8 protein-coding genes are annotated in these 18787 nt (G+C 69.2%); 4 read left to right on the top strand and 4 right to left on the bottom strand.

The features are described from left to right. Positions 1 to 8: 8 nt before the first annotated feature. The 4 genes from ACFHW0_RS15540 to ACFHW0_RS15525 form a co-directional block, all read right to left on the bottom strand. Positions 9 to 335, bottom strand: coding sequence for a hypothetical protein (locus tag ACFHW0_RS15540; protein ID WP_416608247.1), 327 nt, complete (start codon positions 333 to 335; stop codon positions 9 to 11). Positions 336 to 829: 494 nt separating this feature from the next. Further along, a complete protein-coding gene (locus ACFHW0_RS15535; RefSeq protein ID WP_416608245.1) occupies positions 830 to 1078 on the bottom strand; it encodes a hypothetical protein in 249 nt (82 codons plus the stop codon). 93 nt (positions 1079 to 1171) lie between these two features. Then, positions 1172 to 2098 carry a TauD/TfdA family dioxygenase gene (locus tag ACFHW0_RS15530; RefSeq protein ID WP_416608243.1) on the bottom strand — a complete coding sequence of 309 codons (927 nt, stop codon included), beginning with the start codon at positions 2096 to 2098 and terminating at the stop codon, positions 1172 to 1174. 94 nt (positions 2099 to 2192) lie between these two features. After that, positions 2193 to 3050, bottom strand: coding sequence for an AfsR/SARP family transcriptional regulator (locus tag ACFHW0_RS15525; protein WP_416608241.1), 858 nt, complete (start codon positions 3048 to 3050; stop codon positions 2193 to 2195). 317 nt (positions 3051 to 3367) lie between these two features. On the opposite strand from ACFHW0_RS15525, the gene ACFHW0_RS15520 reads away from it, so the two are divergent. From ACFHW0_RS15520 to ACFHW0_RS15505, 4 genes are read left to right on the top strand one after another with little or no spacing between them, the layout of a single operon-like run. After that, on the top strand, positions 3368 to 3568 hold the full coding sequence (locus tag ACFHW0_RS15520) for an MbtH family protein (protein ID WP_416608239.1): 201 nt from the start codon (positions 3368 to 3370) through the stop codon (positions 3566 to 3568). Between the two features lie 26 nt (positions 3569 to 3594). Further along, positions 3595 to 10314 (top strand): amino acid adenylation domain-containing protein, encoded by a 6720-nt coding sequence (locus tag ACFHW0_RS15515; protein ID WP_416608238.1) that lies wholly within the window; start codon positions 3595 to 3597, stop codon positions 10312 to 10314. Continuing rightward, complete coding sequence (locus ACFHW0_RS15510; RefSeq protein WP_416608236.1) at positions 10311 to 17486, top strand: amino acid adenylation domain-containing protein; 7176 nt, start codon at positions 10311 to 10313, stop codon at positions 17484 to 17486. The genes ACFHW0_RS15515 and ACFHW0_RS15510 overlap by 4 nt, the downstream gene beginning before the upstream one ends. A gap of 27 nt (positions 17487 to 17513) precedes the next feature. Continuing rightward, on the top strand, positions 17514 to 18773 hold the full coding sequence (locus ACFHW0_RS15505) for an MFS transporter (protein ID WP_416608234.1): 1260 nt from the start codon (positions 17514 to 17516) through the stop codon (positions 18771 to 18773). Positions 18774 to 18787 lie beyond the last annotated feature (14 nt).

The raw sequence follows: 18787 nt of genomic DNA, 5'->3' as shown, positions 1-18787 counted from the left end.
TCTGCTGCTCAGCCGGCCCGGCTTCGCATGAGCTGATGCTCGGTGGTCAGAGCCACTCGTTGATCGCGGCGACGTGCACGGCGACTTCGAGCGAACGGCGAGTTGTCGTAGCGGATGGCCACGCCTCGGCGGCGTCTGAGCCGGTTGATGCCGTACTCCACAACGTGACGGGCCTTGTATTCCTCGACGCCGAACACCGGTGGCCTGCCACCGGCGGCGCCGCGCTTCTTACGGTTGCGGGCCTGGTCGGCGGGCTCGGCGGTGGTGGCCTTGATCCATTGGCGGCGCAGATACTCGCGATTGGCCCGCGACGAGTACGCCTTGTCGCCGCGCATCCGAACCGGCCGCTGCCGCGCTCGGCCTGGTCGCAGCGGGGCACCCGGATACCCCGCAGCACCGGCACGAACTGCGGCGAGTCCCGCGCTGCCCGGCGGTGACCAGGATCGACAGCGGCTTCTGGCCCTGCTCACACGCCAGGTGGATCTTCGTGGTCAGGCCGCTCCGGGACCGGCCGAGTCCGTGACTGGCAGGCTCAGACACCACACCACCGGCTGGCTCCCGTTGCGCGTCGCCGTCGCGTCGGGCGCCGGCGGCGTGCTGAGGAGCCCGGCAGATCGTCGAGTCGACGTTGACCTCCCAGCAGACCAAACCGGCCGCGTCCGCCCTGGCCTGTAAGGCGGTGAGAAATCGCGCCCACACCCCCGAGCGCTGCCATCGCTCGCGGACGCGCCGGTCTGATCCCAACCGAGCGGCGCGTTTCCGCATTTCAGATAGGGTGCCGCGTCCTGTTCAGGGTGAGAGGGCGCGGTCGACAGGCGCCGTGCGGCCCTCACCAACCCGTCTCGTAGCGTTCCAGCGTGGTGTCGATGGCCCGGCGCAGGGCGGCCGCGACCTGGTCGGGCGGATATCTCGGTAGTGCCTCGGCTTCCGCCCGGCGCAGCGCGGTGCCCATTCGGAGCGGATGGGTGTTGGCCAGCAAGTGCAGTAATCGGTTCTCAAGTTGACGGAGATCAGCCGCCCCGGAACCGTCAAGCTCCTCGAACGATTCTCCTGCACGTGGTCGGGCAGGATCGGCCACGATGGTTCGATCCTTTCTCAAGCCGTGGTCGGGTGCCGGCCCTTCGACTCGTCGCGGGCACCTCGGGGTGTGAACAGGCAAGGTGCGCCGGCGTCAGGCCGAGGGCTCGGCCATCGCCACGGCAACCCGACGAGGGCCGGTGAACGGCTCCCGGCCGTGCGCAGCCAACATGTTGTCCACCACCAACACGTCGTTTCGCTCATAGTCGAAACGGGTGGAGGCCGACCGGTAGCACGAACGTAGATGGTCGAGCGTTTCGTCCGGGATCGCGGCGCCGTCCCCGAAGTAGGTGTTGGTGGGCAGGTCCTCGTCGCTGAAGATGGCGCGAAGCCCCGACTGAACTTCGGCCGCCAGCGTGGTCACGTGGAAGAACGTCGCGTGGTTGAACCATACGGCCTCACCAGAATCCGGGTGCGTGTGCACCGCGTCCCGGACGGCCCGCGTCCGCAGTCCGTCGCCGCGCCATTCCAGTTCGATGCCGCGACTGCGGCAGTACTCCTCGACAGCGGCGCGATCGTCGGTGTTGAACACCTGCCGCCAACTCTGCCCGAAGCTCTCGTGGAAGTTGCGCACCACCATCCATCGCCGCCGCCTGAATTCGTCCCTGACGTCCGGATTAATGGCATCATGTATCGCCCGAGTGTCGGCCAGTGGCGTGGCTCCGAGGTTTTCGGCCGGCTGAAGGCAGTAGAAGAAAAGCAATCTGGGCCACGCTGCCTGATACGAGTTCTCGTTGTGGAGGAATATCTCCTCGGAGGGTGGATAGTCCGTGGACGTGTAGACCTGCCCCTTGATCGTGCTGCGCGGGGACGACCGCTCGGAGTAGGTCAGTGGAGGGCCCGCGAGCGCCCGTACGACGGAGTCGAACCCGTCGACGCCGCCAACGTCGAAACCGCGGAACAGCAAGGCACCCCGGTGGACGAGTTGTTGGCGAAGCTTGGCGCGTCGAGCCTTTACCGCCGCAACGATATCAGGCTCGCCGTCAGCCTCGATCAGGACAGGGAACAGCGAGTTCGACATGACTGCCTCCTCAAGCGCAGAAAGGTCAGAGGGGGGCCGCACGGAAGCGCCCGGTTGAGTAGATCGAACCGGATGGACGTTGGCGGCCGTTCCGTCAGCTGTCGACGAGAATGAGACCGTGCACTCGCCGGAGTTCTTCTCCGGGCTCGATTCCTACCTCGGCTACGAGAACATCACGTGCTGCCTTGTATGCCAATAGGGCGTCGGCTCGCCGGCCCATCCGATGTAACGCAGTCATGAAATGGGCCCACAGTCGTTCCCGCAGTGGGTAGGCCTGGACCAGTTGAGCCAACTGTTCTATCGAATCGCCGTAGCAGCCAATCTGGTGTTCCGTGCTGACGAGTTCGTCGATCAGCGCCAGGCGGCTTTCCTCGAGTTGGGCGGCGATTGAACGGATGAGGCTTCCGCCGATGCCCGAAAGGGCTTCCCCGCGCCACAGTGTCAGCGCGCGTCGCATGTGGCGGACGGAGTCCGCCACTTGCCCGGAGCGTTCCGCGCGGCGGGCTGCTTCCGTGAGCTTCCGGAACACGTCGATGTCGAGCGACGATTCAGGGGTGCGGAGCAGGTAACCCGACGCGGTGGTCTCGATGAGGTCGGAAGGCCCGTTCTGGCGGAAGGTCTGCCGGAGCCGGGAAACGCAGATCTGAATCTGGTTCCTCGCTGTGCTCGGCGGATCGTACCCCCATACCGCCTCGACCAGTCTCTCCACGGAGACCGGGCAGGGTGCGTCGATCAGAAGCATGGCCAGTACCGTGCGTTGTCGTGCGGAGGTGAGCAGAACAGGACCTGCCGATCCAGCAATCTCAAGCGGACCGAGAAGTTGGAAGCGTACCTCCTCGTTCAGTTCCTCCGGATGCTTGTCCTGATCATTTGTCAACCTTTCTGCGCCTCTCCTTTGAGGCGGGAATAGGCGGTCATCAAGGTTGTGCCACAGCATTTGCGGCTTTCTCATGCGTGTTCCCCCGTGGTGCAGATGCAGATGGCGTCCGGCCGCGCGGGCTTAGTCAGAATCATGGGATTGCGCGACAAAACGACGTCGGTGAATGCATCTTACTGCGTGCGGTGACGTGGAGTCAACACAACGTCAACCGCAGTCGGCGCGAGAGTGATGCAGCGGGTATGTTTCGCCTGCTCTGACCCGCGCTTCATCGGGTGCGGCGCCGATGACACTGTGACCGTTGGCTCGTGAAAGCGGCGCGAAAGCTCAACGATACCAGGCATTGCCATGATGGGACGGGCTTGCTGATGGACAAGAGAGGCGGTTGATCGATGACTGACGAGCTATACCAGGTTGTTCTGAATGACGAGGAGCAGTATTCGATCTGGCTTGACGGAAGAGATGTGCCGGCCGGCTGGCGGGCCGAGGGAACTATCGGTACCCGGGAGCAGTGCCTCAACCACATCGATGAGGTATGGACCGACATGCGACCGCTGAGCCTGCGTCGCCGAATGGACCAGGTAAACAACTGAGCGCGCTGCCGCACGTGAATCCAGGGATGGAGGAGAAACCGTTGCGTCCCGCTGACACGTCCGTGATGTCACCTGCCGCAATCACCTTGTCGCTTATCCTGCGCCGCGCGCTGGGTGCGCATGCGGTGGAAGAGAACGGCTCAATAGCAGGCCGGATCAGCCGTCAGGACGCAGAGCAGGTCGTGGCAGACGTCCGGGCTGCGTTCCACGTGGACCTGGACGCGACGGCTGTCGCCGCAGCGGGCGCCGTGGCCGATCTGGTGTACTTGCTGCAGCAGAAGATGGCCAGCGTGTTCGACGACGAACCGGGTGACGTCGGCATAGCCGATCACGACGTCATCCCGAGGCACCTTCGGGGCGCGCCGTTGCCGACCTCCTTCGGCCAGCGCCGCCTGTGGCTGCAGGAGCAGTTGCGCCCGGGCAGCTCCGAATACGTCATGCCGGTCACGATGCGGCTTGCCGGACCGGTGGACCGGGAGATGCTCGCGCGGGCGCTCACCATGGTCATCGAGCGGCACGAGGTGCTGCGGTCCAGGATCGTCCCGATCGCTGGCGAGCCCATGCAGGTGGTCGACGACCCCGCCCCTGTCGAGCTTCCGCTGATGGTCGGGGACGCGCTGCAGATCGTCAAGGCCGAATCCGCTCGTCCCTTCGCGCTCGGCACCGAGCGGCTGATCCGCCCGATGCTGATCCGCACCCCGGACGGGTACGTCCTGGCTCTTCTCATGCACCATGCCATCTGCGACAACTGGTCGCTGCGGGTGCTGGCACGTGAACTCGACGCGGCGTATACGGCCCTCGCCGCCGGACGTGCCCTGGACGCCCCCGCCCCGCGTCTTCAGTACGGCGACTTCGCGGCGTGGCAGCGGCAGTGGATGTCCGGCCCGCGGCTGGAGCGGAACCTCCAGTACTGGCGCGGGCGTCTGGCGGACTTCGTCCCGACGTACCTGCCGACCGACCGGCCCCGTCCGGCCCACTGGGACCCACGTGGCGGCAGCATCTCGGTTGTCGTACCCGCCGATGTCGCCCAGGCCGTGGTGCACATCGGGCAGAAGCACTCCGCGTCCCCCTTCACGGTCTTCCTCGCCGCGTTCCAGATTCTGCTCTCCCGCTTCACCGGGAGCCACGACGTGACGGTAGGCAGCTCGGTCGCGGCGCGTACCCAGGTGGAGACGGAAGACATGATCGGCTTCTTCGTCAACACCCTCGCGCTGCGCTCACGGCTCGACGACGCCGAGAGTTTCGCGCAGCTGCTGCCCCAGGTCCGGGACACCGTGCTGGGCGCGCTCGCCCACCAGGAGCTTCCCTTCGAGGCGCTGGTCGAGGACCTTTCTCCGACCCGGGACCTGGCCGAGAATCCGTTCTTCCAGGTCATGCTCGTCATGCAGAACACCGGGGCCACCGACCACACCTTCCCGATCGGTGACCTCACCGGCCAGTACTTCCGCGCGGGCAAGGTCACCGCACAGTTCGACCTGCACTGGACGCTGCAGGAGCGGCCGGACGGCTCCTACGCCCTCGAGTCCGACTACGCGGCGGCTCTCTTCGACCGGGAATCCGTCGCCCAGATCACGGAGCACTACCTGACGCTTCTCCGCTCCGTCGCCCGTGACCCCGACAAGCCGATCCGGGACCTGGACTTGCTCAACGAGGCGCAACACTCGGCGCTCGTGGCCGACCAGGGTGAGCACGTCGAAGTCCCCGACCGGGTGCACGAGATGTTCCGGCGGGCTGCCCGCAGTTTCCCTGACTCGATCGCCGTCGTGCAGGACGAACGGCAGATGACCTACGCCGAGTTGGATCGCTTGTCCGACTGTCTCGCACACCGGATCGGGCAGGCGGGCGTCGCAGCGGAGTCGCCCGTCGCGATCCTCCTGCCCCGCAGCCCAGAGGCTGTCGCAACCATCCTCGGCGTCCTCAAGGCGGGTGCAGCCTACGTCCCGCTCGATCCGCAGTATCCACGCAACCGCGTCGACCAGATCCTCGACGACGTCGACCCGGTCCTGGTCGTCACCGATGCCGTGACGGCAGCCAGCCTCAACGTCGCTGGCCGTCCGGCCGTCGACGTCCGGATGCTGCTCGACGTCACCGTGGACAGCTCACCGCCAGCGCCAGCGCCAACGCCCGAGCCGGGGCCGGCCCCTGTGGGGCAGGACCTGGCATACGTCCTCTACACCTCCGGATCGACCGGAATGCCGAAGGGCGCAGCGGTCACCCACGCAGGAATCGCCAACCGGGTCGCCTGGGCGGTGCACGAGCACGGTATGACCAGCGAGGACCGGATGCTCCACCGTAGCTCGCTGGCCTTCGACGCCGCCGGGTGGGAGATCTTCGCCCCGCTGGTCAGCGGCGGCCAGGTGGTGATCGCCCCGCCTGAGGTGCACCGCGACGTGGCTGGACTCTTGCAGCGTGTCGTCACGCACGACGTGACGATCCTCCAGGTCGTGCCGTCGCTACTGGAGGCACTGCTCACGGTGCCCGACCTCGCCAGGTGCCAGAGCCTGCGGCGCGTGTTCTCCGCCGGTGAGGTGCTGCGCCCCGATCTGGCCGAACGCCTGCGAACCGTGCTGCCCCAGGTGGAACTGATCAACACGTACGGGCCCACCGAATGCGCCATTGACGTCTCAGCGTGGCGGTACTCGCCGGCCGACGCCCACGTCGTGCCGATCGGTCGCCCCCTTATCAACACGCAACTGTACGTCGTGGACGCGAACATGAGGCTTGTCCCGCAGGGTGCTCCCGGTGAGCTGTGCGTGGGCGGCGTACAGGTCGGACGCGGTTACGCCCGCCGTCCCGGCCTGACCGCCGCCTCCTTCGTACCCGACCCGTTCTCCGCCACACCCGGACAGCGGCTGTACCGTACCGGCGATCGGGTTCGACGAACCGCTGACGGTGCGCTGGTGTTCTTGGGACGCATCGACGACCAGGTCAAGGTCCGCGGCTTCCGGATCGAACCACGCGAGATCGAGGCAGTGCTCCTGACTCACCCGGGCGTACGGTCCGCCGCCGTCGGGGTCCATGGCGACGGCGGGGAGCGCGGCCTCGTCGCCTACGTCGTGCCCGCGGATAGTGCCGACTTCGACACGGCGCAGCTGCGGTCCTTCACCGAGCAGCTCCTGCCCGAACACATGGTGCCGTCCTGGTGGACGGTGCTCGACGAATTGCCTCTCACCCCGAGCGGCAAGCTCGACCGGCGTGCCCTTCCCGCCCCGGACCGGACACGCGGTGCGGCACAGGGTGCCTACGCCGCCCCCCGCGACGAGCGGGAGGAGGGGCTCACGGGGGCCTGGGCGCAGGTACTCGGCATCGACCGGGTCGGCTTGGACGACGACTTCTTCCAGCTCGGCGGGAACTCGCTGCTCGCGATCCGGATGCTGGCCCGCCTGCAGGACCTCGGGATTCCGACCGGTCCCGACCTGCTCCGGGTGTTGTTCGCCGCGCGCACGCCCCGTGCCATCCTGGCGGCCCTCGGCGAGAGTGGAGCGCCGCAGGAGACGGCCAACCGGATCCCGCGCAGGCACACCGACGGCCAGGCCCCGCTGTCCTTCGCCCAGGAGCGGCTCTGGTTCCTGGAACAGCTCCGCCCAGGTACGGCGGAGTACGTGCTGCCGATGGCGTTGCGGCTGACCGGGGTCCTGGACTCCCACGCGCTGCGGCAGGCGCTAACGGCCGTGTGCGGGCGGCACGAGGTGCTCCGCGCGACAGTCGACTTGGTCGACGGCAGCGCCGTCCAGCGGTTCGCGCCATGCGAACAGGTGCCGCTGACGGTCGTGGAAGGTGGCCTGGCCGAGGTGTGCCAGGTGGAGGCTGCTCGTCCGTTCGACCTGCGCACCGACGCCCTTGTGCGCGTGACCCTGGTACGCGAGTCCGCCGAATCCCACGTGCTGTTGCTGGTGCTGCACCACCTGGTCTTCGACGGGGCGTCGGTCGCCGTGCTCCTGCGCGATCTCGACGCGGCCTATCGGTCGGCGGCGGCGGGGCAGCCGGCGTCGCTCGCCGAGCCGGAGGTCCGGTACGGCGACTATGCCGGGTGGCAGCGCGAGTGGGTGGACAGTCCGCGTTCCTCGGAAGATCTCGACTATTGGCGTCAACAGCTCGCCGGCGTCAGCCCCCTGGAGCTGCCCACGGACCGGCCGCGTCCGCCGGAATGGGAGCCGATCGGTGGCGACATCTCCGTCAGGGTCCCCGCCGATCTCGCTGCCGCCGTCGCCCTGATCGGAAGTGAACGCGGAGCCACCCCGTTCATGTCGTTTCTCGCCGCGTTCCAGGTTCTCCTGGCCCACTACAGCGGCGGGGAGGACATCGCGGTGGGAACCCCCGTCTCGGGACGGACCCGCGCGGAGTTCGAGGACGTCGTCGGGCTGTTCGTGAACACCGTCGTCCTCCGCTCGACGGTCGAGGGCAATCCCGGGTTCGACGTCTTCCTCGACCGGGTGCGCGACGTCGCGATTGACGCCTTCCTGCACCAGGAGGTGCCGTTCGAGCGTGTCGTGGAGGCGTTGGCCCCCGAACGGGACCTGTCCCGCAACCCCCTGTTCCAGGTCATGTTCGTCCTGGAGAATGAGGAGGCGGCAGGCCGAAGCGTGCCGGTCGGTGATCTCACCGCCGAGATGCTGCCCGTCGACAACGGCACGGCGAAGTTCGACCAGACGTGGTCGCTGACCGCCGAGGCGACCGGTGGATACCGGCTCGACGTGCAGTACTCGTCCGCGTTGTTCGACCGCGACACGGTCGTCCGCATGACGGCGCACTACCTTGAGCTGCTGCGATCCATCGTGGCCCGCCCCACCACACCGGTGCTGTGGCTGGGTCTGGTTGCCTCCGACGAGCGTGCGGCGATGCTGGCCGCCGCCGAGGCACATCCCGCGACACAGGCCCGTGGGCCGGGAATGCCCTCCACCGGCCACCTGGTGTACCAGCGCGTCGCCGCAGCGGCTGCGGCGACACCCCACGCGGTGGCCGTCGTCGATGGCGACCGCGAGGTGTCGTACGGCGAACTGGACCGGTGGGTGAACCGGCTGGCGCACCATCTGCGGAGTCTGGGCGTGGGCCCGGAGGTGCGGGTGGTCGTCGCCTTGCCCAGGCGCGTCGAGGTGGTGGTCACCCTCCTGGCCGTTCTACGGGCGGGCGGCGTCTACGTGCCGCTCGACCCGCAGCACCCGGTGCAGCGCCTGTCGTACCTCCTCGATGACACGTCACCGGCCGTCGTCGTCACCGACGACTCGGTACGTGACCGGTTGCCGGAGACCTCCGCCACGGTCGTCGAGATCGGCGGGTTGCGGCTCGACGCCCACCCGGACACGCCGCCGGAGGTCCGCGTCGATCCCGACAACCTGGCGTACGTCATCTACACCTCCGGATCCACCGGTACGCCGAAGGGCGCGGCGATCAGCCACGCCGCATACGCGCACCACTGCGAGATGATCAAGGGGCCTTACCGGATCGAGCCCGGCTCCCGGATCCTGCTGCTGTCGGCGCTCACCTTCGACGTCGCGATGGACCAGATAGGTGCCACCCTGGCCTTCGGCGCGACCATCGTCATGGGGCATGCCGCCGAGTGGGGGCCGGACGGCCTCGTCGACCGGGTGCACCAGTACGGCGTGACGACGATCGAGATCACGCCGGCGCACTACCGGGAGGTCATGCACGGCGTACGGCATGACGACCCGCGCCTGCGCCACCTGAGGGTGATGAACGTCGGCAGTGACGTCGTGACGTACCAGGACGCCCGGCTCTGGACGGACAGGGGCATGCCCGACGCGTTCCTGTGCAACTACGGCCCGACCGAGACCACCGTGACCTGCACGCTCTACCCGGTCACCGCCGAGGAGGCTGCGCAGGCGCATCCGGCCTCGACCGTTCCCATCGGGTTTCCGGTCGCCGGTACCCGAGCGTACGTCGTGAACACGGCCATGGACCTCGTTCCGCCGGGCGTACCGGGGGAACTGGTCATCGGTGGACCACGGCTCGGTCGTGGCTACGCGGGCAGGCCGGGCGTGACGGCCGATCGGTGGGTTCCCGACGCGTTCTCGTCCCTGCCGGGCAGCCGCCTGTACCGCACCGGCGATCTGGTCCGCCAGCGTGCCGACGGGGCGCTCCTGTTCCTGGGGCGCCTGGACCAGCAGGTGAAGGTGCGGGGCTTCCGCATCGAGCTCGGTGAGGTCGAGGCGGCGTTGGCGGCGCACCCGGCAGTCCGGGCGGCGGCCGTGAAGGCGCACGGCGACGGTGCGGGCCGTGGCCTCGCGGCCTACCTGGTGCGCTCCGAGGTCAGCGCCGACATCGAGGAGTTGCGCGCCTTCGTCGCCGCTCGGCTGCCGGACTACATGGTGCCGACATGGTGGATCGACCTCACCGAACTTCCGTTGACCAGCAGCGGAAAGGTGGACCGCAAGGCACTTCCCCCGGTTACCGCTGGTGCCCGTCCCTCCCTCGGACAGCACTACGTCGGGCCCCGCAGCGAGGTCGAGGCGGTGATCGCCGACATCTGGGCGCAGGTGCTGGGTCTGGAACGCGTGGGTGTCCACGACCGATTCTTCGATCTCGGTGGGCACTCTCTGTTGGCGGCCCGGCTGCTGGCGCGGATCAACGGCCAGTTCGACCTCGAACTCCCGCTGCGGGTCGTCTTCGACGCGGACACGGTGGCCAGGCTCGCTGTCGCGGTCGAGGACGCCGTCAGCGCGGAGATCGACCGGCTGAGCATCGACGAACTCGAGTTGGCAGTGGAGCGGAACGGGGAGCACAGGTGAAGAACAAGCAAGCACTTGGCGAAGCTGAACTTCGCGCCCAGCTGCTGCGACGTCGTCTCCGCGGCCGCGGAGACGACGCGCCGGCTACGAGGAGGATCCCCCGTACCGGCAGGCGGCCTCTGTCCTTCGCGCAGGAGCAGCTGTGGATCCTGCAGCGCCTGCGCCAGGAGTCGTCCGAGTACGTACTTCCGGTCGCCCTTCGGCTGACCGGGCAGCTGGATCCCGCGGCACTGGCGAACGCCCTCCGCGTGGTCGTCGACCGGCACGAGATTCTCCGTTCGCGGATCGTGTCGGTCGACGGCGAACCGGAACAAGTGGTCGACGACCCCGGCCCGGTCCGGCTGGACCAGATCGACATGTCGGCGGCCGGTCTCGCGGGCGTGCTGGCCTTCGGCCGCGAGGAGACCTCGCGGCCGTTTGACCCCGGCACCGACCGCCTCTTCCGCGCCCACCTGCTGCGGCTGGGGCCGACCGACCACGTGCTGCTGATCGTCCTGCACCACGTGGTGTTCGACGGCTGGTCCACCGATGTGCTCGTCCGGCACCTCGGGACCGCCTACGAGGCGATCCGTGCCGGCCGCCCACGCGCGCTGCCGGAGCCCGAGCTGCAGTACGGCGACTACGCGGCCTGGCAGCGGGAGTGGATGTCGGGCCCCCGCCTGGACAGGGAACTGGAGCACTGGCGCCGGTACCTCGACGGGGCGACGGCCACCGAGCTGCCCACCGACAAGCCGCGCCCGGCGCGCTGGGACGTCGCCGGGGCCAACGTCAGCGTCCGGGTGCCCGCAGATCTGGCGCAGGCCGTCGTCGAGTTCGGGAGGGCGACGCGGGCGACCCCCTTCATGGTCTTCCTTGCCACGTTCAAGGTCCTGCTCGCCAGATACGCCGGCACCGGCGACGTGGTGGTCGGCACGCCCGTGGCGGGCCGCAGCCGGCCCGAGATCGAGGACCTGGTCGGCTTCTTCGTCAACACGGTCGTGCTGCGGACCCAGATTGCCGAGGACCAACCTTTCACCGAATTCGTCGCGCGGGTTCGCGAGTCGACGCTGGATGCCTTCAGCCACCAGGAGGTGCCGTTCGGACTGCTGGTCGGCGCGGTATCTCCAGAGCGGGAACTGGCCCGCAACTCCCTGTTCCAGGTCATGTTCGCGTTACAGACCACCGGCGCGGCCGGTGCGGCCTTCTCCGTCGGCGACCTCGACGGCGAGTTGCTCCGTGTGGAGAACGACACCGCCAAGTTCGACCTCACCTGGACCCTGGAGGAACGGGCCGACGGCTCGTACAGCCTGGACGCGCAATTCGCCACCGCGCTGTTCGAGCCGGCCACGATCGAGCGGATGACCGAGCACTACCTGCGGCTGCTCGACGTCGTGGCCCGGGCCCCGCAGACGCCCGTGGGCATGCTGGACATGCTCACCGAGGACGAGCGGGCCCTGGCCCTCGCCGGGACGGTGGCGACCAGCCCGGTGGAGGAGGCGATTCCCGCCGTCTTCGCGACGGTCGTGGCCGACCACCCCGACGCCGTCGCCCTGGTTCACGGGGACACCCGGTTCACCTATGCCGAGCTGGACCGCAGAGCGAACCGACTGGCGCACCACCTCGTCGACCTCGGCGTGGGCCCGGAGTCGTTGGTCGCCGTGCTCATGGAGCGCGGCCCGGACGCCGTGGTGGCGATGGTGGCGGTGCTGAAGGCGGGTGCCGCGTACGTTCCGCTGGACCCCGCCCACCCGCGGCAACGCCTCGCCTACGTGCTCGCCGACACCGCGGCGCGGATCCTGGTCACTGACCGAGTGGACGGGCTGCCGGAGTCCGGGGCGCGGGTGGTGTCGCCCGCCGACGCCGACGGATGCCCCGACACGCCGCCGCGCGTGCGGGTCGACCCGGACAACCTCGCCTACGTCATCTACACCTCCGGCTCCACCGGGCGTCCCAAGGGCGTGGCGGTCACCCACGCCAACGTCGTCCGCCTGTTCGCCACCCTGCAACCGAGCTTTGCGTTCGCTCCGGACGACGTCTGGTCGTGCACGCATTCGTACGCCTTCGACTTCTCCGTCTTCGAGACATGGGGTCCGCTGCTGCACGGCGGGCGCTGCGTCATCGTCGACGGGCATGCCGCGCGCTCCCCGCATGATGTGCTGGAAGTCCTGCGTACGCACGACGTGACCCGCCTTTGTCAGACCCCGTCGGCCTTCGCCGGCCTCACCGAACTGGTCGCCGGGGGCGCGGAACCGCCGGCAGCGCTGCGAACCGTGGTCTTCGGCGGGGAGGAGCTGGCACCGGCCTCGCTCGCACCATGGTTCGACCGCCTTGGCACCGGCACGCCGACCTTCGTCAACATGTACGGCATCACGGAGACGACGGTGCATGTCACCTACCGTGATATCGGTCCGGGGGACGTCGGCAACGTCCGGTCGCCGATCGGCGTGCCGCTGCCGGACCTGTCGCTGCGGGTCCTTGACGCCACGGGTAACCCCGTCGGGACGAACGTGCCGGGGGAGATCCACGTCGGCGGACCCGGCCTCGCCCGCGGCTACCTCGGACGCCCCGCTCTGACGGCCGAGCGGTTCGTACCGGATCCGTTCTCGCAGGTTCCCGGCATGCGCCTGTACCGCTCCGGCGACCTGGCGCGGCGCACCGGCCCGCACGATCTCGAGTATCTCGGCCGGATCGACCAGCAGGTGAAGATCCGTGGTTTCCGCATCGAGTTGGGCGAGGTCGAGGCCGTTCTCGGCCGGCACCCCGGCGTGAGCGTCGCCGTTGCGGCCGTGCACGGGGAGGGGGCGCAGCGCGGCCTGGTCGGGTACGTGGTCCCCGCCGACGGCTCCATGCCGGACGTGGCCGACCTGCGGGCTTTCATGGCCGAACGGGTGCCGCAGTACATGATCCCGGCGTGGTGGGTGCAACTGCCCACGCTGCCGGTCACGAGCACTGGCAAGATCGATCGGCGCGCCCTGCCCGCCCCGGACGGCGAACGCCCCCGGCTCGGCCATGCCTACGTCGCGCCGAGGTCCGACATCGAGGACAAGATCACGCGGGTCTGGAGCGACGTCCTGGGCGTGGACCGGGTCGGGGTGGCCGACAACTTCTTCGAACTCGGCGGCGACTCCATCAAGGCCGTCCGGGTCGCCGGGCGCCTCGCCGCAGCCGGTATCGGGGTCACCGTGGCCGATGTATTCGGCCACCAGACCGTGGCGGCGCTCGGTGCCGTTGCGACGCGGCCCGACGCTGCCGCTGGCGCAGCCGTGGCGCCGTTCGCGCTGCTCGACCCCGAGATACGACGCTCGCTGCCGGCCGGGGTCGAGGACGCCTACCCGGTCTCGGCCGTGCAGGCGGGCATGCTCTACCAGATGCTGGCGGACCGGAGCCTGAACCTGTACCACAACGTCACCAGCCTCTTCCTCCAGGACGACGCACCCTTCGACCAGCACCTCTTCCAGGCTGCGGCCGACCTGCTGGTCGCCCGCCACGAGGTCCTGCGCACCACCTTCGACCTGGACACCTGGGCCGAGCCGGTGCAACTGGTCTGGCCGGCCGCCCAGCTCAAGATCCGGGTCTACGACCTGCGCTGCCGCGATGATTCGGAGCATCGCGGGACCGTCGAGCGGTTCGCCGCCTACCGGCGGTCCTCGCCGCTGGACCTGAACCTGGCGCCCCTGCTGCAACTCGACGTGCACCGTACCGCCGACGACGCCTTCTGGCTGTCGATCACCGAGTGTCACGCCATCCTCGACGGATGGAGCCACCACTCCCTCATCGGGGACCTCATGGCCGAGTACCGCGCTCTGCGCCGCGGCGCCGGGCCGGCGCTCCCTGCGTGCCGTACGGTCACCCGCTACGCAGACTTCATCGCCGTCGAGCGGGCCGCGGTCGACTCGGCGGAGCAGCGTGACTTCTGGAAAGCGACGCTGGCCTCCGCGGAACCGCTAGCGATCCCCGCCGCCTGGGCCGGCAGCGAAGACGGCCACGTCGATGTCATGGTCCCCTTCGCCGATCTGCTGTCGGGGCTTCGTGAGGTGGCCCGACGCGCGGGCACCCCACTGAAGAGCGTGTTGCTGGCGGCGCACCTCGTCGCGCTCGGCGAGATGAGCGGGCAGCGTCGCTTCCGCACGGGCCTGGTCTGCAACGGTCGGCTGGAGCGCGACGGCGGCGACGAGGTACGGGGCATGTTCCTCAACACCGTGCCGATCGTTGCCGATCTCACCCCGGCGCCCTGGGTCGACCTGGTGCGTGCCGTGCTGGATACGGAGGTCCGGCTGCTGCCGCACCGGCGGTTCCCGCTGCCCGTCATGAAACAGCTCTGGCCCGAGCACGCCCCGGCCCCCGATGTCATCTTCAACTACCTCGACTTCGGGGAGGTGGACGACGTCACCCTCGACCACTCCCAGGCGATCGACCAGAGCCCCAACGAGGCCGCCTTGCACGTCTCCACGGAGCCGGGCGCGTTCGTGCTCACCGCACACACCGTCCGGCTGGCGCCGGACCGGCTGCGCCACCTGGGTCGGGTGTACCGGAGCGTCCTCGCTGCCATGGCCGCAGACCCCGACGGCAACTGCGCCGTCTCGTTCGTGCCGGCCGAGCAGACTCGACGGTTGGCGCGGTGGAACGACACCATGACCGGCCAGGCGGACGCCCGGATTCTCGACCGGATCGCGGCCCAGCCCTGTGACGCCACCGCAGTCGTATGTGGCGACCGCCGCCTGACGTACGGTGAATTGCAACGGCGGTCCAACCAGATCGCCCACCACCTCCAGCGGATGGGGGTCGGTCCGGACATCCGGGTCGGGGTGCTGCTGAGCAGGAGCGTGGACCTCGTCGCCACCCTGCTCGGCGTCCTGAAGTCCGGTGGCGCCTACGTCCCGCTCGACCCGGGACACCCGAGGCAGCGGCTCGCGTACCAGCTGGCCGACGCGGGCACCGAGGTGGTGCTGAGCGAGTCCGGGCTCCAGGACCGCATCCCGGACGTCGGCGCGGACGTCGTACTCCTCGACCATCTGCCTCTCGGCGACCTGCCCGACGCACCGCCCGCCATGCCCGCTCGTCCCGCCGACCTGGCCTACGTCATCTACACATCGGGCTCGACCGGCCTGCCCAAGGGCGTCGCCGTCACCCGGGAAGGGCTGGCGAACCTCCTGCTCGACGTGACCGACACCCCCGGCATGACCAGCCGCACGGCGCTCTTGGCGGTCACCACCGTCGCGTTCGACATCGCCGTGCTCGAACTGTTTGCGCCCCTGACCGTCGGCGGGACGGTGGTGGTGGCCGACAGCCGGCAGGTGTCGGACGCGCAGGCGCTGACGGCCCTGCTCGACGAGGCCGGGGCCACCATGATGCAGGCCACCCCGGTGACCTGGCAGATGCTCCTGGACGCCGGGTGGGTGCCGGGCAACGGCTTCTCGGTACTGTGCGGCGGCGAGAAGATGCCGCCGGGGCTCGCCGCCGCACTTGCCGCCGCCGGCGCCACGGTCTGGGACATGTACGGCCCGACGGAAACCACCGTCTGGTCCATGCGCGCCGACGTCACGGCCAAGCCGGAGAACTGGCATCCGTTGGCCAACACCACCGTCCACTTCCTCGACAGTCATCTCCGACCCGTCCACGACGGAGTTCCGGGGGAGATCCACATCGGCGGAGCCGGGCTCGCCCGCGGCTACCTCGGCCGCCCCGGCCTGACCGCCGAGCGCTTCGTTCCCGATCCCTTCGCCACCACCCCGGGCGCGCGGATGTACCGGACGGGTGACCTGGCGGTCGCCGGCGATGCGGGAGTCGACATCCTCGGCCGGATCGACCACCAGGTCAAGATCCGCGGGTTTCGGATCGAGTTGGAGGAGGTCGGCGCGGCCGTGGCAGCCCATCCGGCAGTACGTGCGGCTGTAGCGGCGGCACACGGCACCGGAGCGACAGCGGGCCTGGTCGCGTACGTCGTACCCCGCGACGGCATGCCCGACCCGGCGTCCCTGCGGGCGTTCGTGGCCGAGCGGCTGCCCGGATACATGATCCCGTCGTGGTGGGTCGAGCTGGGCGAACTGCCGGTGAACGCCAGCGGCAAGGTGGACCGGCGGGCCCTTCCCGCCCCGGACGGCAGGCGGAACCTCGCCGAGTCCTTCGTCGCGCCGCAGACCGCGACCGAGCAGGCGATCGCGGCGGTCTGGGCGCAGGTCCTCGGCGTCGACAGGGTGGGAGTGAACGACGACTTCCTGGACCTCGGCGGCCACTCGCTGCTCGCGCTGCGGGTGGCGGGGGCGTTGCGCCGAGAACACGGCCTGGACGTCGCCCTGCGGGATCTGGTGACGAACCCCACGGTGGCGCGACTGAGCGAGCACCTGTCCGCCCGCGCCGAGGGGGCACCCCGGAGCACCGCCGCCATCTGGTACCGCACGGAGGGGGAACAGCCACCGCTGTTCTGTGTGCACCCGGGCGGCGGCAGCGGACACTGGTACGAACCGCTCGCCCACGCGCTGGGGGAGCGGCAGCCGATCGCGGCCTTCGAGTGGCCGGGGCTCAACGGCGTCGACCTTTCGCTGACCTCGGTCGACGACATGGCCAGCTGCTACCTGGAGGAGCTCAGGTCCAGGTATCCGCACGGCCCGTACCGGCTGCTGGGCTGGTGCGGGGGGTCGCCGGTGGCCTGGGCGATGGTCCACCGGCTGCGCGAGGCGGGCGAGGACGTGACGTTCTCGCTGCTCGACCCGGTGGTGGACCTGTGGATCGCTGACAACTTCGACGCCGAGCTGACGAGTCTGCGACGGTGCGAGGAACTGCTCGCGCACCTCGTTCCCCGGTCACCTGCCGGTCGTGACCCGGCGCTCACCGGGGAAGTCGTCGAGCTGATGCGGCAAATCGTGGACGACGACCGTGGGCGGCCCATCGTGGCGAGCGAGATCAGCGCCGAGTGGCACCGGCGGGTGCGGGTGTGGCGGCAGATGTTGGAGGCGAGCATCGCATACCGCTTCCCCGTCCTCCCCGGATCCGCGCGGCTTATTCTCGGCGACGAGGCGGCGGCGGAACAGCACGAGGTGCTCAGCGGCAAGCCGTTGGCCGCTTACGTCGAGCGCTGGTCGCAGCTTGTCGAAGGAGAACTTACTATTGTCCGCGTCCCCGGGGATCACTTCGGCGTCCTCCGCCCACCCTACGTAAAGAGGTTGGCCGACGCCCTCATGGGGGTGGACACCTGACGTGATCTCGTTGGAAAGGACCAAGTGGTGCCGACCGAAGAATCACTGACGGCCGAGCGGCGCGAGGGGCATCGACCGTCACCGCCTCCTCTCTGGCGTAACCGCGACTTCCAGCTCTTCTGGATCGGTTCCGCGGTCTCCGCATTCGGGTCCCGGGCGTCCAGCATCGCCTATCCCTTGCTGGTTCTGGCGCTGACCGGTTCCGCGGCTGACGCGGGATTCGTCGGATTCGCGGCGACCCTGCCGTACCTGTTGTTGCAGTTGCCGTTCGGCGCCCTGGCCGACCGGTCGGACCGCCGAAGGGTGCTGCTGTTCGCGGACGCGTCCCGCGGCCTCGTGCTCGCGGCGGTGGCGGCGGCGGTGGTCCTCGACTGGGTGAGCCTGCCCTGGCTGATCCTCGCGGCGTTCATGGAAGGCGCGCTCACGGTCCTCTCCGGCGCTGCCGAGCCCGCAGCCGTCCGTCACCTTGTCCATCCGGACCAGTTCCCGAACGCGCTGGCGCAGCAGGAGGCGCGAGACCGGGCCGCCATGTTGGCGGGACAACCGGTGGGCGGTGCGCTGTTCGCCGTGGGACGGGCGGTTCCCTTCGTCTTCGACGCGTTGTCCTATCTCGCGTCCATGGTCGCCCTGCTGCTGATCAGGAAGCCGATGCAGGAACCGCGCGAGCGGGCCCAGGGGCGCCCGCCCTTCCGCTCGGAGGTCCTGCGGGGCCTCACCTGGTTGTGGAGGCGCCCGTTCTTCCGCAACGCCAGCCTGCTGGTTGCCGGGAGCAATTTCCTCTTCCAGGCGTTGACCCTTGTCCTGATCGTCCGGGCCACCGAACAGGGCGCCTCTCCTTTCATGGTGGGTGTGATCCTGGCCGGCGCCGGTGTCGGGGGGGTGCTGGGGGCGGCGGCCGCGCCGCGCATCCGCAGCGCGCTGTCACTGCCGGCGGTGATCCTGTTGACGCACTGGGTCTGGGCGGTGATGCTGCCCGTCTTCGTTGTCCTGACCGAGCCGGTGCTGGTGGCCCTCTTGTTCGCCGCCGTGGCATTCGTCGGCCCGGTGTGGAACGTCGCGGTTGTGGCGGCACGGGTGGCCGCGACGCCGGACGAGCTGCAGGGACGGGTCACCACCGCCTCGAAGCTCGCCAGCTACGGCGCCATTCCGCTCGGCTCGCTCATCGCGGGAACGGTGATTGAGATGACGGGCGCGACGTGGACGGCTGTCGCGATCAGCGTGGCCATGGTCCTTCTTGCCGTGCTGGCAACCGCCAGTCCCGCCATCCGACGTGGTGTCGCCCCTTAATCATGTGCGATCGA

This window comes from Micromonospora sp. LOL_025 (assembly GCF_048060285.1).
Classification (GTDB): domain Bacteria; phylum Actinomycetota; class Actinomycetes; order Mycobacteriales; family Micromonosporaceae; genus Micromonospora.
This window is presented reverse-complemented; position numbering and strand designations above follow the sequence as displayed.

Excerpts from the sequence above, each read along its gene's own strand:
- ACFHW0_RS15540 (WP_416608247.1), bottom strand. The coding sequence starts at position 335 with ATGCGCGGCGACAAGGCGTACTCGTCGCGGGCCAATCGCGAGTATCTG.
- ACFHW0_RS15520 (WP_416608239.1), top strand. The coding sequence starts at position 3,368 with ATGACTGACGAGCTATACCAGGTTGTTCTGAATGACGAGGAGCAGTAT.
- ACFHW0_RS15530 (WP_416608243.1), bottom strand. The coding sequence starts at position 2,098 with ATGTCGAACTCGCTGTTCCCTGTCCTGATCGAGGCTGACGGCGAGCCT.
- ACFHW0_RS15525 (WP_416608241.1), bottom strand. The coding sequence starts at position 3,050 with ATGAGAAAGCCGCAAATGCTGTGGCACAACCTTGATGACCGCCTATTC.
- ACFHW0_RS15515 (WP_416608238.1), top strand. The coding sequence starts at position 3,595 with ATGGAGGAGAAACCGTTGCGTCCCGCTGACACGTCCGTGATGTCACCT.